8 protein-coding genes and 1 pseudogene are annotated in these 15,465 nt (G+C 61.6%); 7 read left to right on the forward strand and 2 right to left on the reverse strand.

The features are described 5' to 3' along the window. Nucleotides 1–125: 125 nt before the first annotated feature. The 3 genes and pseudogenes from BN2476_RS30105 to BN2476_RS30115 form a co-directional block, all read left to right on the forward strand. Nucleotides 126–374 (forward strand): annotated as a pseudogene (locus tag BN2476_RS30105) (ISKra4-like element ISBte1 family transposase); the annotation flags it as partial. Nucleotides 375–676: 302 nt separating this feature from the next. Continuing rightward, the gene (locus BN2476_RS30110; protein WP_235851024.1) at nt 677–1,708 is read left to right on the forward strand and encodes a GNAT family N-acetyltransferase; all 1,032 of its coding nucleotides are present in this window, start codon (nt 677–679) and stop codon (nt 1,706–1,708) included. A 30-nt stretch (nt 1,709–1,738) separates the two neighbouring features. Beyond that, nucleotides 1,739–2,473 carry a CheR family methyltransferase gene (locus tag BN2476_RS30115; protein ID WP_087737869.1) on the forward strand — a complete coding sequence of 245 codons (735 nt, stop codon included), beginning with the start codon at nt 1,739–1,741 and terminating at the stop codon, nt 2,471–2,473. 167 nt (nt 2,474–2,640) lie between these two features. Here BN2476_RS30115 and BN2476_RS30120 read toward each other — a convergent pair whose 3' ends face one another. After that, complete coding sequence (locus tag BN2476_RS30120) at nt 2,641–3,774, reverse strand: glycosyltransferase family 4 protein (protein ID WP_087737870.1); 1,134 nt, start codon at nt 3,772–3,774, stop codon at nt 2,641–2,643. A 929-nt stretch (nt 3,775–4,703) separates the two neighbouring features. Between BN2476_RS30120 and BN2476_RS30125 the strand changes: the two genes are divergently transcribed. The 4 genes from BN2476_RS30125 (at nt 4,704) to BN2476_RS46670 (ending at nt 11,934) form a co-directional block, all read left to right on the forward strand. Then, complete coding sequence (locus BN2476_RS30125) at nt 4,704–6,011, forward strand: glycosyltransferase family 4 protein (RefSeq protein ID WP_235851025.1); 1,308 nt, start codon at nt 4,704–4,706, stop codon at nt 6,009–6,011. A 151-nt stretch (nt 6,012–6,162) separates the two neighbouring features. After that, the gene (locus BN2476_RS30130) at nt 6,163–6,519 is read left to right on the forward strand and encodes a cupredoxin domain-containing protein (protein ID WP_087737872.1); all 357 of its coding nucleotides are present in this window, start codon (nt 6,163–6,165) and stop codon (nt 6,517–6,519) included. Nucleotides 6,520–6,985: 466 nt separating this feature from the next. Beyond that, complete coding sequence (locus tag BN2476_RS30135) at nt 6,986–11,782, forward strand: non-ribosomal peptide synthetase (RefSeq protein WP_087737873.1); 4,797 nt, start codon at nt 6,986–6,988, stop codon at nt 11,780–11,782. Nucleotides 11,783–11,796: 14 nt separating this feature from the next. After that, a complete protein-coding gene (locus BN2476_RS46670; RefSeq protein WP_160111779.1) occupies nt 11,797–11,934 on the forward strand; it encodes a hypothetical protein in 138 nt (45 codons plus the stop codon). 435 nt (nt 11,935–12,369) lie between these two features. Here the strand turns inward: BN2476_RS46670 and BN2476_RS30140 are convergent, their stop codons facing one another. Then, nucleotides 12,370–15,462 carry an acetoacetate--CoA ligase gene (locus BN2476_RS30140; protein WP_087737874.1) on the reverse strand — a complete coding sequence of 1,031 codons (3,093 nt, stop codon included), beginning with the start codon at nt 15,460–15,462 and terminating at the stop codon, nt 12,370–12,372. Between the last annotated feature and the right edge of the window lie 3 nt (nt 15,463–15,465).

Genomic DNA, 15,465 nt, shown 5'->3' on the forward strand with positions numbered 1-15,465 from the left:
GATCGGATACAGAACAGCGGCACGCGAGCCAGGGCGATGGTCGGGCATGGGTTGAAGCGCCTTGTTTCGACCGCTGAACCGTGTCCGCGGCGATCGGATTTTGACCCGGTCGGCCGGTATCAGGCTTTATCGTGAACTACGGGGACCGCTACCGTCATGGCGAGCCGATCACCTCGAGCTTCGTCGAATCGGCGGTCAACCAGGTGGTCAGCAAGCGCTTTGTGAAGCGGCAGCAGATGGCGTGGCGGCCGGCTCTCGCGCATGCCCTTCTGCAGGTGAGGACGGCGGTCCTGAATGAGCAGTTGCAATCGTGCTTCAAGCGATGGTACCCGACGCTCGCGGGCAACGATCGCGCTCACCATATCGCGGCATAGAGCCCCCGCTTTGGCGCGGTCTCCAATGCGGGCAGGCTGTTTCACGCTATCGTCGCAATCAGTAAATAAATCACGGGGATACCTACTTCAGATGCAATGCCAGTCCGGCTTTTATAACTTTTACCTGGCATCGCCTGTCTCTTTCGCCGTCCGAAGGCGCCATACCGACGGGTACATCCACGCCTGGACGCGACCTTGAGTGCGCTCGACCGCATACCTGTTATACGCCCATCCTGTGCCCAGACCGGCCAGGTACAGACATTGCGCGACGTCCATGTTTCAAGGGACCACGGGGGGCGTCGATGGCAATGACAGTTTTCCGCGATCTCCGGCCGGAGAAGCTGACAGGGGCTCTGCCCAAGGCGCAGGTGGCAACTGCGTCGCCGCCGTCCCGGTGGTCGATGCCACTCTCGGTCTTTCATGAGACATGGTGGCTCGATATCGCAGCGGAAGGTCACTGGTCGTCAGCAAGGGTCCTGCATGGCAATCAGCTGCTCGGCGACATGCCCTATTACATCGCCCACAAGGGCATATGGCACGTTTCCCCGCTCCCACCACTGACCCGCTCACTGGGCCCAGCGATCAGACCGCTGGGCCTGGACCCTGCTCACGAGTTTCGGCATCGCTTGCATGTCGTTTCGCAGCTTATCGCGCAGCTGCCGCACTTCGACTGTTTTTTCCAGGTGTTCGACCATCACATAACGGACGCGGTCGCTTTTGCGCTACACGGCTTCACGGTGTCTGCCCGATACACATTTCAGATTCCGGTGACATGCTCAGCGGCCGCCGCGTGGAGGCGCATGCAGCCCGGGACGCGAAACGCAATCCGCGGTGCAAGGACAACCATCGAGGTCCGGTTGATCGAGGAACCGGGCGACTTCGTCCGTTTCTATGAGGCGAATCTTGCATCGCGATCCCGCAAGAATGCTTACGGGCATGCCGTGATGTGCGAGCTCGTGCGTGCCTTCGTCGAGCGTCATGCCGGCCAGGTGCTGGGAGCTTATGATACGAGCGGCAGACTGGCGGGCGCTATCGGTCTCGTCTGGGACAGGCACACCATGTATTACCTTCTCTCGACGCGCACGCCCGACGCCCATCATGGAGCGATTTCCCTGTTGCTCTGGACAGCGATTCAGCAAGCGCTGGAGCGCAAGCTCACGTTCGACTTCGATGGATTTGCCGACGCGTCGACCTTCGGCTTCCTGAACGGCTTCGGCGGCACGCTCACACAACGGCTCGGTGTCGAACGCGTCGGCACGGTGTACTCGATGACGAGAATGCTCAAGCGCAAGGTTGCAGAGCACGTGGGCCAGGACTTTTCTCCATACTTGTAGCTCTACTTCGGCTGCAGATTCAACCGGAGTCTGCGCGCGAGCGCGCCTTTAAATCGATCAGGACGTGCGTGCTGCCGGCGATCGTCGCAGACAAGGGCCCCGGCGCCGATCCGCTTCTGGGTGCCGGGCTGCTCAACGGGGCAGGAGGCCTACTCCCTGGCCATCGTGGTAGCGGAATTTTTAGAAGTGACGCACCACGCGCCTGCGCCGATCCAGATATTTGCCACCGACCTCAGCGATACGCTCTCGCTGAAGCAGGCGCGCGAGGGCCTGTATCCTGGCAGCATCGAAGCCGAGGTTTCGCCCGAGCGGCTGCGCCGGTTTTTCAGCAAGGAAGACAGTCACTATCGCGTCATCGACTCGCTGTGCGAGATGATTGTCTTCGCCCGGCAGAATGTGGCGGCCGATCCGCCGTTCTCGAAGGTGGATCTGATCAGTTGCAGAAATCTGTTGATATATCTCGCGCCGGCACTGCAAAAGCGCGTGATTACGACTTTCCACTACGCACTCAACCCGGGCGGCTTCCTTGTTCTGGGCGGCTCCGAAACCGTGGATTCGTTCAGTACGCTTTTCGCCCCGTTCGATCAACCCAACCGCACCTACGTAAAAAAGACCACGGCCACGCGGGCGTATCCCTATCTGCTGGCCGACAGACCCGTCGTGAGCGCCGAGGGAAGCCTGATCGTTGCGGCGCCTGCCGCCACCATTGCGGAGTGGCAGCGCGAGGCCGACCGATTTCAGCAAACTAATGCATCGACCGGTTGAATCCGCAGGGACAGCGGCCGTTCTACCACGCGGCCATCGCGAGGGAGGTGTTGCGTGTTTTTCCGGGTCAGGCTCTCAGGCGTCGTCGCGCTCTTACGAAAGAGTAAGGCGCCGGTCGAGGGCGAAGCTTCCACACGGCCGATGCCGAACCGACATCTCAAACGCGCCTAAGAACCTATCCGCCGGTCCGGGATGACATAACCATCTACCGTATTTGTCCGTGTCAGCATTCCGAGGAGCGTGGAAAGGGCAGTGGCCTGGCTTGTGGCTTCGTTCGTCACAGACGCCACCGCACCACGCGAGAGTTGCTCATAGACGTCGGGCGACCTGGCGACGTTGACGACGAAATCCGCGATGCGTTCTGCCATTCGCTCATCGTCGACAACGCAGGCTCCGCCGCCCCGTCGCAATGTCGAAGGAACGCAGCCCTTGTCGGACGCGATGACAGGCACGCCAAACCCGAGCGCCTCGATGACAGTGAGCGGTTCGGCCTCGTTTTCATAACGCGATGGAAAAACCAGCAAGTCGATCGACTCGTAGAACTTCGTCTTTTCTTTACCCGAAACCGGGCCGACATAGTCTGCTTGAGGATGGCGAACCAGCGCTGCATTGAATTCAGCCCCGATCGTGTCGGCGACCGGGCCGGCTACAGCTGCACGAACTTGCAGACCTCTTCGATCGAGTACGGAAAGCACGTCGAAAAATACGAAGACGCCTTTCTCGCGTGTGATATTTGACAAAAAACCCAGTGTCAGCGGATGCCCTCCGCGCACCCGTGTCTGTCCGCGTGGCGCTGCTGGAAACAGTGCGGTATTGGACAACAGCAGCGTTTCCCGGACCGATGTCGGGTACAACTGTTTTAGGCGCGCCGCCATATCCGGGCACAACGCGATGTGGGTTGCGTTGCCTGCGAGCTGGAAGACCAGTCGCGTCAAACGTGATGGTTTGCTGATGTATCGGAAGCTATGATGGTGAATAAACACCGGGACGTGCAGCAGGTTCCCAACCAATGCGAACATCCCGTCGTACACCTGACCAGGTCCACCTGACAGAGCGATATAGATTGACGATGGTCGCCGCACGGCTGCCATGATCGCAAAACGCAAGACGGCCAACACAGTGGCGAGCCGGCAGAGACGGGCAGCCCACCCAGACCTGACGCGCGCCCCTACAGTGTCGAACTTGACGATCCGGGCGTAGTAACCGTCTAGGCGCTCGGCGATTGCTTCGTTCGCCATCGACAGCCCATGAACGGGCGGTGGAAACGCACCAACCATGAAAACTGCGGGACGCTTTACCATTGGACAACCTCTTGCAGTCGCTCACGCGAGCTCGCGCTCGAACTTACAGTACGAGCGGCAGCCATAGTCACTCGCTGCCGCAACAACGTTTCGACGCGCGGTCATTGTTTCTTCGCGCTTTCCTGTCGAATCGACGGGGGAACCCGAAGGGTGCAGCAAGCGGAGTGCCCGCATCCGGACGAGGCGGGGCCGCGTGAAATGATGCGCGAGTGCAGCGAACGGCAGGGTGGCCGCGGCCTCAACGCAACCCCATATGTATGTGCCCTTCCTCGCGGAATCGGCCGTCAACTCGCAAGCAGGCCAAGCGTCTTCCTGTGGTCGCAATAGAGTCCCTAGCGATCCGTAGACAGTATGGAAGGCCAAAGTAAAGCGATAAAGAACATCCCCAAGCCGCGGCCCTGAATGCAAGGATGTCGGGTTGGCCGTTCCGCCGCCGCAAAGCTTCTGGACGTGAGATTTAGCATCGGCAGGCTGCCGGACTATCGGCACCAGTCAACCGTCTGGATCAAGCGGTGTTCGCCGCTGACTCGGATCTAGCCCCAGAAAAGCATCGGCACCAGATCAACGTGCGTAGGAGTAGCTGTCAATCCGATGGTTGCCCGTACGCAGGTACTAGGCGCTTTTTGGCTCATTGTCTGGGTGCCTAATCTAAGCAACTGCAGGGAACGGCATGGCCGGGACCGCCCAGGCAATTCACTGGTTGTGTTCCAACAGATTTACCGGGGCTCGTGACCCGCACCAAGGTCAGTCAGCATTGCTGAATCTCGAATGGGTTGTCGTCTCGCATCATGTAAAGCGCGGCGCGTGAGGGGACCGACTTTACTTTTTACAAACCACGGGTAGTTAACGGGCACGTGGGCTGTTATTCGCCAATTTGCAATCTGCAATTCGGCCAGCGCACCCGTTCAGGATACCCAACCAGTTACGCGTTGGCGCGCGCATTCGCCACCGTGCAGGCGGGACTCACCCGGGCAGGATTCCTGCTGCGCCATGGACGCCACGTTCGGCGTTCCCTGTCTCTCAACCGTGCTTGTCCTGTTCCAATGCGCCTCCTTTTCGTCATCGGCAATCTGGGCGACTACCACGTCCCGCGCTATGAAGCGCTTGCAAAACTTGCGGCCGCTCGCGGAGACAAGGTATCCCTTGTCGAGGTATTTGGAAGATCTGGCCTTTATGGCTTTCCGCAGGAAGGTCGCATTGCATTCTTCCATGGCTCGCCACCGGACGTTACAACCTTGGTCGAAGATGCCGGCGAGAGAGATCATCATTGGTGGCGTGTCGGTAACGGACTTCTCACGGCGCTACATCGATGCAGGCCCGACGTCGTCGTGATGCTTGGCTATAACACGTACTATTCCCTTTTCCTGCGGCTACTGAAAGTCCTGGGAAAACGCTTTGCGCTGATCTACATGTCGGACTCGAAAGCCGATGACGGCAGGCGATACGCGCTCAAGGAGCGCCTGAAGCGCGTGTTGGTCTCGGGCTTTGATGGAGCACTGGTCGCCGGCGAAAGACACCGCGCTTACGCCAGTTCGCTCGGTATTCCGATGACGCGATCCAGAATCGGCTTCGACGTGATCGACGTCGAGTATTTTTCGGCGGCTTCACGCGCAGCCCTCGCGAGCGCGTCGACGATTCGTTGCAACTTCGGCCTTCCCGCGCGCTACGTCATCTGCGTCAGCCGGTTCATAAAGCGCAAGAATGTCGATCTGTTGATCGAGGCATTCTGCCGGTCTCAGTTGCATGCGGCGGGACTGTCCCTGCTGCTGGTGGGGCAGGGGCCGCGCGGCCCGGAAGTCCGCAACGCGATCGATCGAATGGGCATGAGCAGGCACATACAGATCCTTGGTTGCGTCCCGTATCGCGAAATGCCAGCCCTGTATTCACTGGCCGAATTCGCCGTGCTGCCGAGCGCGTACGACCAATGGGGCCTTTGCATCAGCGAGGCGTTCGCCGCAGCCAAGCCTGCCATCGTAACCAGGACATGCGGCGTCGCAAACGAGTTGGTGCTTGACGGTATCAACGGCTTCGTCGTCGAGCCGGGCGACGCTGCAGCGCTGGCCGACCGGGTTGTACGACTGGCTACGGACGACGCGTTGCGGGAGCGATTCTCGCAGAACGCCGTTTCAACGGTTCGTCGCTGGACGCCCACGCTCTTCGCGACGAATGTTATCGAGCTCGCCGACTCGCTCACTGGAGCAGCGACACTCGCCCGGAGTAGAGCCGCTGCGACATAGCTCGCCGTTACGATCACAGGTAGTGTACAAACGTGGTTGTGTGTCGCGATAAGAAAATCAGGGTGAGTAAGTTCCAGTATGGATAGGATAACTTACATGATCCGCGAATAAAGTTGCTCTGCTGCAGTTTTGGCGATATTCAGGAGATCACATGATCGCTATCACACGGCGCGAAATGTTGCGCGCGATGGCGTCGGTCGTGACGTCGGCAGTGTCGGCAACTGTTTGGGCGCAACATGGAAACATGGGACCGGTCGGGCCGCCGGTCATCCTCGCCGATGCCGTGGTAATCGACCAAACAGGAAAGAGTCGACTGCTCGGAGAGCTGCTGCGTGAAGGCGTCACTGCGGTGCAGACAATCTACACGGTTGCAGTTCGGTTTGCCCTCTGCAGGGAGCGCTGTTCGGCGCAGTTCAAGACTGGATGCGACAAGCCGGGTGTCTACAAGGTGTTTTGCGGCAGACACCCGAACATGAAAGCGACCATCACCGTGCAGCAGTTGGATTAAATTCGACCAGACAGGCTGCGGTATTCCTTGCGAGATTCGCACTTCATGTTCATGTCGTTATTCGCGGCGGTGGACTCAGTGCAAAGTATCAATCTGGCTGCAAAGCTTGCGCTGATTCACGACCGGTGGCAGCCGCGGATGGTCGCCGAAATGAACGACTTACTTCATCTGGCACGACCATCCGGATCGCTTCGAGTGCCTGATTCAGCACGAACGCAACGAAGTCTGTGGCAGGTTCCGGCAGCGTTCCGTTTCCAGGGTGAGCGGGGTCCGCCTTGCCGGAGACGGATTGTGTTGGCCTTTGGTACGCTTATTTACATGTCGCGTCGCGCATCGGCGTGCCCCCAATCCGACCTCCCCTGCGGCCGTTGGCGCCCCGAAACCCCCGACTACAACCGACTAAGTAGCGCCTACAGGCACACTCTTTGCGCGACGGACACCACCGAGTTTCACTGCGGAGCAAGTCATGCAACGGTGTTGGCGCAGCGCCTGGGCTGGGGGTGCGGGCTACTTCGACGCTCAATGGCAACAAGACGTTCCGCGTTACTCCGGTACGGTGCCGGGTGCGCGGATGTATCGCGCGGGCGATTTCGCGTGCTATCTGCCCGATGGCAACATCGAGTCTACCGGGCGCGAGGACTTTCAGGTCAAGATCCGCGGCTTCCGAATCGAGCTGGGCGAGATCGAAGCGCAGCTGTCGTCATACGCGGGCGTGCGCGAAGCGGTGGTGCTGGCGCGTGAAGACGACCCGGGCGAGAAGCGGCTGGTCGGCTACTACACGTCGGCCAATGGCGAGTCGATTGCAGTCGAAGCGTTACGCGCGCATCTGCACGCAGCATTGCCGGAATACATGGTGCCGGCGGCCTATGTGCGGCTTGACGTCTTGCCGCTCACGCCGAACGGCAAGCTCGACCGAAAGGCGCTGCCGGCCCCGGACGGCGCGGCCTATGCGGCGCGCGGCTATGAAGCGCCGGTCGGTGAGGTCGAAACCCGTCTGGCACGGATCTGGGCGGAATTGCTCGACCTCGATCGGGTCGGCCGTTATGACAATTTCTTCGAGCTCGGCGGCCATTCCCTGGTGGCAGTGAGGGTGATCTCCCGGCTGCGTCAGGCGCTGGGCGTCGAGGTGGCGCTGGGCGAGTTCTTTAAGCGGCCGGTCCTGGCCGAGTTTGCCGCGGCGGTGCGGGAGGGGGCGCGCAGCCTGCAACCGCCGATCACCGCGGCGGGTCGCAGCGAGCCTCTGCCGCTGTCCTTCGCGCAGCAGCGGTTGTGGTTCCTGGCGCAGATGGAGGGCGTCAGCCAGGCCTATCACATCCCCTTGGCGTGGCGATTGACCGGAGAGCTGGACGCCGGCGCGTTGCACCGCGCCCTGGACCGCCTCGTCGCCCGGCAGGAAGCGCTGCGCAGCACCTTCGACTCCGTCGATGGTCAACCGGTTCAGCGCATTGCTGCCGAAGACAGCGTCTTTGACCTGCGCGAGCACGACCTGCGCCAACACAGCGATACCGAAGGCGCACTGCAGCGGCTAGCCATTGAGGAAGCCTTTACCGCGTTTGATCTGCGAGCCGGCCCGCTGATCCGCGGGCGGCTCATCCGGCTAGCTGATCTCGAGCATCTCCTGCTCATCACCATGCATCACATTGTGTCCGACGGCTGGTCGATGGGCGTGCTGAGCGCCGAATTAAGCGCGCTTTACGCCGCCTTCCGGAATAGGCAGGCCGACCCTCAGCCGAGGTTGGCCATCCAGTACCCCGACTATGCCGTCTGGCAGCGGCGTTGGCTGACCGGTGAGGTCCTGCAGGCGCAACGCGACTACTGGCAGCGCACCCTGGCGGGTGCGCCGGCCTTTCTGGAGCTGCCCACCGACCACCGGCGTCCCGTCCAGCAGGACCATGCCGGCGCGTCTGTGGCGCTGGAGCTGGACGAGCGCCTCGCGGCGGGATTGAAGGCTCTGAGCCAGCGCCATAACGTGACCCTGTTCATGACACTGCTGGCCGGTTGGGCGGCGCTGCTCGCCCGGCTGTCTGGCCAGGATGACGTGGTGATAGGCGCTCCCGTCGCCAACCGCGGCCGTGTCGAGGTCGAGCCTCTGATCGGGTGTTTCGTCAACAGCCTGGCGTTGCGGGTGAGCCTCTCCGGGGGGGCCGTTGTTGGAGAGCTTCTGCAACGGGTGAAGGTCCGGGTGCTCGAGGCCCAACAACACCAGGACCTGCCGTTCGAGCAGGTGCTGGAGATCGTGCGGCCGCCGCGCAGCCCGGCGCATACGCCGGTGTTTCAGGTGATGTTCGCCTGGCGGAACGCCGGCGAAAGGGGCCTCGATCTGGCGGGGCTAACCGTAGCGCCGATGAGTTCACCTTATTCGGTCGCAAAATTTGATCTGACGCTCAACCTCGTCGAGGCAGGCGGACGCATCGTCGGCACGCTGGAATATGCCACGGCGCTGTTTGACCGGGCAACGGCCGAGCGTCATGGCGGGTACTTGCGCAGCCTGCTTGAGGCGATGGTGGCGGATGACGCGGGGGTGGTCAACCAGCTGCCGCTGCTCAGCGAGACCGAACGGCATCAGCTCCTGGTGGCGTGGAACGCCACCGACGCGGATTATCCGGAAGACCAATGCGTGCATGAGGTGTTAGAGGTACAAGCGGCCCAAAGCCCGGACGCGATCGCTGTCGTGCATGACGACGCGCAGCTGACCTATGCCGAGTTGAACGCCAAGGCCAACCGCCTCGCGCATCACCTGAAAGCGGTGGGGGTCCAGCCTGATTCGCATGTGGCAATCTGCGCCGAGCGCGGCCTTGCGATGGTGGTGGGGCTTTTGGCCATTCTCAAGGCTGGTGGCGCCTATGTGCCGCTGGACCCGGCCTATCCGGCCGATCGGCTCGCGCATATGCTCAACGACAGCGCCCCTGTGGCGGTCCTGACGCAGCCCCAAGCGAAAGTCCGGCTGCTTGCGGCGTTCGATCGAGCCACGGCAGCCGCACCATTGATCGATCTCGATGCCGACACGGCACTCTGGGCGAACCTGCCGGACAGCAATCTGAATTGCACCGACATCGGTCTCACATCCAAACATCTTGCCTATGTCATGTACACCTCAGGCTCCACCGGTCAGCCCAAGGGCGTGATGATTCCACATCGAGCGGTGGGACGGCTGGTGCTGAACAACGGCTATGCTGACTTTCAAGCCAGCGACCGCGTCGCCTTTGCCTCGAACCCGGCATTTGACGCCTGCACCATGGAGATATGGGCACCTCTGCTCAATGGTGGCTGCATCGTCGTGATTGACCAGGCAATCCTGCTTGATCCTGAGTTGTTCAAGCACTGCCTGGGGCATCAAGCGATCGATGTATTGTGGCTGACCGTCGCACAGTTTAATCAATACGCCGAAACGCTCGCTGAAGCATTCTCGCGTCTGCGCTATCTGATCGTGGGCGGCGATGCGCTTAATCCTCGAGTGATCGCGCAAGTGCTCCAGCGCAGCCCACCGCAACACCTTCTCAATGGCTACGGCCCTACCGAAACCACTACCTTTGCGGTTACCCACGAAGTCCGCGAAATTCCAGAGGGACCAAAGAGCATCCCTATCGGTCGTCCGATCTCGAACACGCGGATTTACATTTTGGATAGGAACGGCGAGCCGGTTCCGACTGGCGTGGCGGGAGAGATTCACATCGGCGGCGCTGGAGTAGCGCGCGGCTACCTGAACCGGCCAGAGCTGACGGCAGCGCGGTTTTTGGCGGACCCGTTTGCCGGGCAGCCCGATGCGCGCATGTACAAGAGCGGCGACCTTGGCCGCTACCTGCCCGACGGCAGCATCGAGTTTCTCGGGCGCGAGGACTTTCAGGTCAAGATCCGCGGCTTTCGAATCGAGCTGGGCGAAATCGAAGCGCGGCTGTCGTCATACGCGGGCGTGCGCGAAGCGGTGGTGCTGGCGCGTGAAGACGATCCGGGCGAGAAGCGGCTAGTCGGCTACTACACGTCGGCCAATGGCGAGTCGATTGCCGTAGAAGCGTTACGCGCGCATCTGCACGCGGCATTGCCGGAATACATGGTGCCGGCGGCCTATGTGCGGCTTGACGTCTTGCCGCTCACGCCGAACGGCAAGCTCGACCTAAAGGCGCTGCCGGCCCCGGACCGCGCGGCCTATGCGGCGCGCGGCTATGAAGCGCCCGTTGGTGAGGTCGAAACCCGTCTGGCAAGAATCTGGACGGAACTGCTCAAGCTCGATCGGGTTGGCCGACATGATAATTTCTTCGAGCTCGGCGGTCATTCCCTGGTGGCCTCGCGGATGGTTGCGCGAGTCAGAAGTACCTTTGGGGTCGAGATTGGCGTTGCGGCGCTCTTCGCGGCGCCCAGCATCAAAGAGTTCGCAGCCCGTGTGTCGAGGACCGAAATACCGCCTGAACCTTGGAACGTCGTTAAGATTCAGCCGCTAGGCGAGAAGACGCCAGTCATCGCGATCAACAACACGATGATGTATTACAACCTGGCCAGGAATATTGGAACGCATCGGCCGTTTTTTGCCGTTCAACTATTTGATCCCAGCAATCCTCGATCGTTGGATAGGCGCAGGCTGGAAGAGATCACAACCGATTACGTGCGCCTCATCCGTGAGGCACAACCGAGCGGCCCGTATATCCTGGTTGGGCTATGTGTCGGGGGCGTCATGGCCTATGAAGCCGCGCGTCAGTTGAGGCAGGCCGGGGAGCAGGTTCCCCTCGTCGTGATGGGCGACGCCTGGTGCCCTGGCTATCTCGATCGGCTTTTCCTTCTCCAACGCATTCATTTCAAGTTCGCCCAATCCAGATACAAACTCCGTTTCCGCAAGGATCAGTTGGCGCTCCTTCGAAGTGGCAAGCTGCGGATCGCGCAGTTTCTTGGGTCGACTCGAGTCGTGCGTTGGAAGAAGATGCTGAACCTGCTATCCAAATTTCACCTCGCAGAGGAGCTTCGGGAACTGGGCAAGGAAGACTGGGCGAACCGGTGGTTCTTGTCAGCTCTTGCGGATGCGCAGGCCAACTATCAGCCGTCCGAGTCCACGTGCGACGTGGTGTTGTTACAGAGTGCGCAGATACCGGTCAGCCGCTTCGTCGATCCCAAGATGGGCTGGTCCAGGTTTATTAACGGTCGGCTCTTGATCTGCCGGCTTCCCGGATCGCACGAAGGCATGTTCAAGGATGAGCGCGCGGTGCCCATGCTCGTTAAGCATCTCGGACCCTTGCTTGACGATGTCGACCGATGCGCTCGTGAGAGGTGCTCATAGGTGGTTGCAGTCCCTTGGAGCTGAAAGCAGAGGTCGACCAGACGTTTAAGCAGGCGCTGGATGGTCTTTCCTGTGTCATGGCGGTTGAAGTGATCGGCTCCGAGATCAGCATATTTCGTCGCCGTCGTGCAGCATGTGGCACGCAGCCGTGAGCATCAAGGCCGCCACCGCCAGTCTGGCCTTGCCCGCGCAGCGCTTCGCGCAACTTGTGCAGTCTTCTTGCGCGCGTAGCCCCGGGCCAACAGCTTGAGGTTGGCACGCGGTTAATACGATATTTGGCCCTCTGCGATTCGACGTTCAGCGGACCAATTACGAGCGGTGGCCTGGCTACGACAAGCGCATGTCGGAAGAAAGCGGCTTTAAAGGCACTCGACGAATGCGAACAGCGCTGGTCGCGCTACGAGTTCCCCGCGCATCGCTTGTTGTCCGCGAGAAGCTGGCCAGCGACGCGTGCAGGCTCGTGCACGCTGTCGCTCGTCCAGCGAAAGCGTGTGCGCGAGCGCCGAACATGCGTGTGTCAGACGAGATGCTCGTTCAGCACCCGCACATGCGCGGCGTTAGCTGGGAAGTCGAGGCCGCCAAGCGCCTCACGCATTCGCCAACCCCTGGTCCAGTAAGCTTGCGACGGCCCGCAAGTTCGGCTCGACAAGCATATCTTCCTGGCTACCGAGCACCTCGGCAATCACCAGGCCGCGGCGCGCGACGCGCTGCCACAGAAGCATCGGATCGCCATGCTCGTCCGACCGAACCGCTCCGCGCACATACACAATCAGTCCAGCGTGATACGGGAGCGGCCGGTAGGTGGACATCGCCAGTACCAACGTTTCGCGCACGCGGCGCAGGGCAGGCGGAAACGTCGCCGTGGTGGCGTCCGGCCGCAGCCTCATGCGCCTTAGGCGCATTTGCACGTAATCGGCTCCAACGGCGAGCCGGTCCGCCAGGTAACTTGAAAGCTGCGAATCAGGCACTGCGCGCAGCTTGCGCCATTGCCCGCGCAGCCGGCCGCAAACTTGTCGCAGCCATGCGCTCCACGGCAGCCAACGCTCGTACACGTAGGGATCGAGCAGGCATAGCAGTTCGATTCGCTCCCCCGCGCGCCACAGCTGTTGGGCGATCTCGAACGCGATCAGCCCGCCACACGAATAGCCGGTGAGCGAGTACGGCCCGCTCGGCTGCACTTTGCGCATCTCGTCGATGTAGCTGGCCGCCATCTCTTCCACATGCCGCTGTGCTGGCTGCTCGCCATCAAGGCCGCGTGCTTGCAGCCCATAGACCGGGCGCGGGCTACGCAGCGCGTGGATCAGCGCCCAGCATTCCATTACCGAGCCGCTCGAGCCATGCACGAGAAACAGCGGCGTCCCGGTGCCGCCCCGCACGGGTACCAGCATCGGTGAAGACGACGGTGATGTGCCCTCCTCGATCAGCGCGGCCAGGCGCGAGATCGTCGGCGCAATCAGCAGCATCGCGAGTGGAATTGTGTGGCCGGTCAACTGATGCACGTCGGCGAGCAGCCGCGCGGCGAGCAGCGAATCACCACCCCGGTCGAAGAAGTTGTCGTCGCGGCCGATCGGCGCAAAGTCAAACAGCTTCTCCCACAGTGACTGCAAATGTTGTTCGAGTTGTTCGCGCGACTCGCCGGCTGGCGGAAGCTCACGAGTCGCTGGCTTGAGCGCCGGATGGTTGCGGATCGCGTCGAGGCATTCGGGATTGCGTAGCGCCGTGACATTGGCGGCCGGCAAGCCGTTGACCGCATCGCGCGCGGCCGCTTCGGAAAACTTGCCGTTATGGGTAACCGGCAATGCATCGACGGCGATGATCCGGTCGGGAACGTGCGCGGGCGATGCGCGACGCGCGAGGTCGCGGCGTATCCGGGCGACCAGCGTGCCGGTCAGCGTCGCGCCATCTTTCAGGACCAGCAGGAGGACGATGCGCGGGTCAGGCGTTTGAGCGCGTGCGTGATCACTTGGCGCGTCGCGTGGCCGCTGCTCGATCACCATCGCTTCACGAATTTCCCGGATATCGCTCAGCACACGATAGATCTCGGCCGGTGCGATCTTGATACCGCGTACATTCAGTATTCCATCGGACCGGCCATGCAGCCGCGCAGTGCCTTCAGGCGAAAACTCGATCAGATCCCCGTGCGTCCACACACCTGGATTGGCGGCGAAATACGCGGCGTGAAAGCGCGTGCCGTCGTCGTCGCCAAAGAAGCCGAGCGGACGCGACGGAAACGGCTTCGTGCAGACGAGTTTGCCGATTCCGCTGGTACGAGCGTCCTGGTCCCACGCCTGAACGTCAAGCGCGAGACTCTTGCACTGCGCTTCCCCTGCGTAGACGGGTAGGTTCGGGTTGCCGAGCACGAAGCAGCCGATGATGTCGGTGCCGCCCGAGATCGATTGCAGGGGCAGCGGCTTCACGTGATCGCGCACCCACTCGAACTGCGTGTCGTACAGCACGGCCCCCGTCGACAAGATGGCCCGCAGGGCGCCGAGATCGAACTGCCGCGATGGATCGAGACCCGCGTCCTCGCACATCTTCAGATAAGCGGGACTGGTGCCGAACACGGTGACGCGCTCGTCGGCGACGAGGCGCCACAGCGTATCGACGGTCGAGATCGAGCCGTCATAGGTGACGATCTCGACGCCGGACGCGAGCGCCGAAAGCTGCCAGTTCCACATCATCCATGCACAGGTGGCGTGGAAGTACATCCGGTCGCCGGGCCGTAGATCGCTGTGCAGCCGATGCTCTTTCAGATGCTCGATCAGGGTGCCGCCCGCGCCGTGCACGATGCACTTCGGCTTGCCGGTGGTGCCCGACGAAAACATGATGAAAAGCGGATGATTGAACGGAAAGCGCCGCCACACGAAGCGCGCGGCGTCGCCTTCGTCGATCAGCTTACCGAGCGAATAGATCCGCTGCTTGACAGCGCCCGGCAAGGTCCCATCATCGAGACGGACGATGCCCTCCAGCGAGGAAAGCGCGGCAGCCAGATCGGCGACTTTATCGACCACCGGCATACTGTCGAAATCACCCGCCGCAGTGGGCGCGAACAGCAGGCGCGGCGCGAGTGGCGTGAAGCGATCGAGGATCGCCTCGACGCCCATTTCGGGCGCAGCGGATGCAAACGTCGCACCTAGCGCAGTAACGGCAAGCGCGGCAACAACCGCCTCTGCGTCGTTGCGCATGACGCCGACCACACGGTCCCCATCGCGCAGCCCCCACTCCGAAAGAGCGTGGGCGAGACGCGCCACGCGCTCCCGCAGCTCGCCGCGGGTCAGGCGCACTCGTCGGCCATCTGCATAGCATGCGGTCAGCGCAGGCGCGTTGGCGGTTGCCACGGACAGGCCAAGCAGGTTTTCCGCGTAGTTCAGTTGGACCTGCGGAAAAAAGCGTGCATGCTCGCACTCGTCGCCAACGCAGACGGGCTCGATGCTGCCCGACCATTCGAGCCCTTGTGACCACTGCACGAAGGATCGCCAGAACGTTCGATACTCCCGTACCGAAAAATCGTGCAGCGCTTCGTAATCGTCGAAGACCTGGCCGGTGTACGCCTGCAGCGCCGCAGTGAAGGCGGTCATTTGCGACGTCCTGGGACGCTCGGATGTGCTGTTAAATACGGGCACTCGTCCGACGGTGACGCTGGAGCTGCGCGACGCTTCGGACAGGTGTAAGCGATCCATAGA

This window comes from Paraburkholderia piptadeniae (genome assembly GCF_900007165.1).
Classification (GTDB): domain Bacteria; phylum Pseudomonadota; class Gammaproteobacteria; order Burkholderiales; family Burkholderiaceae; genus Paraburkholderia; species Paraburkholderia piptadeniae.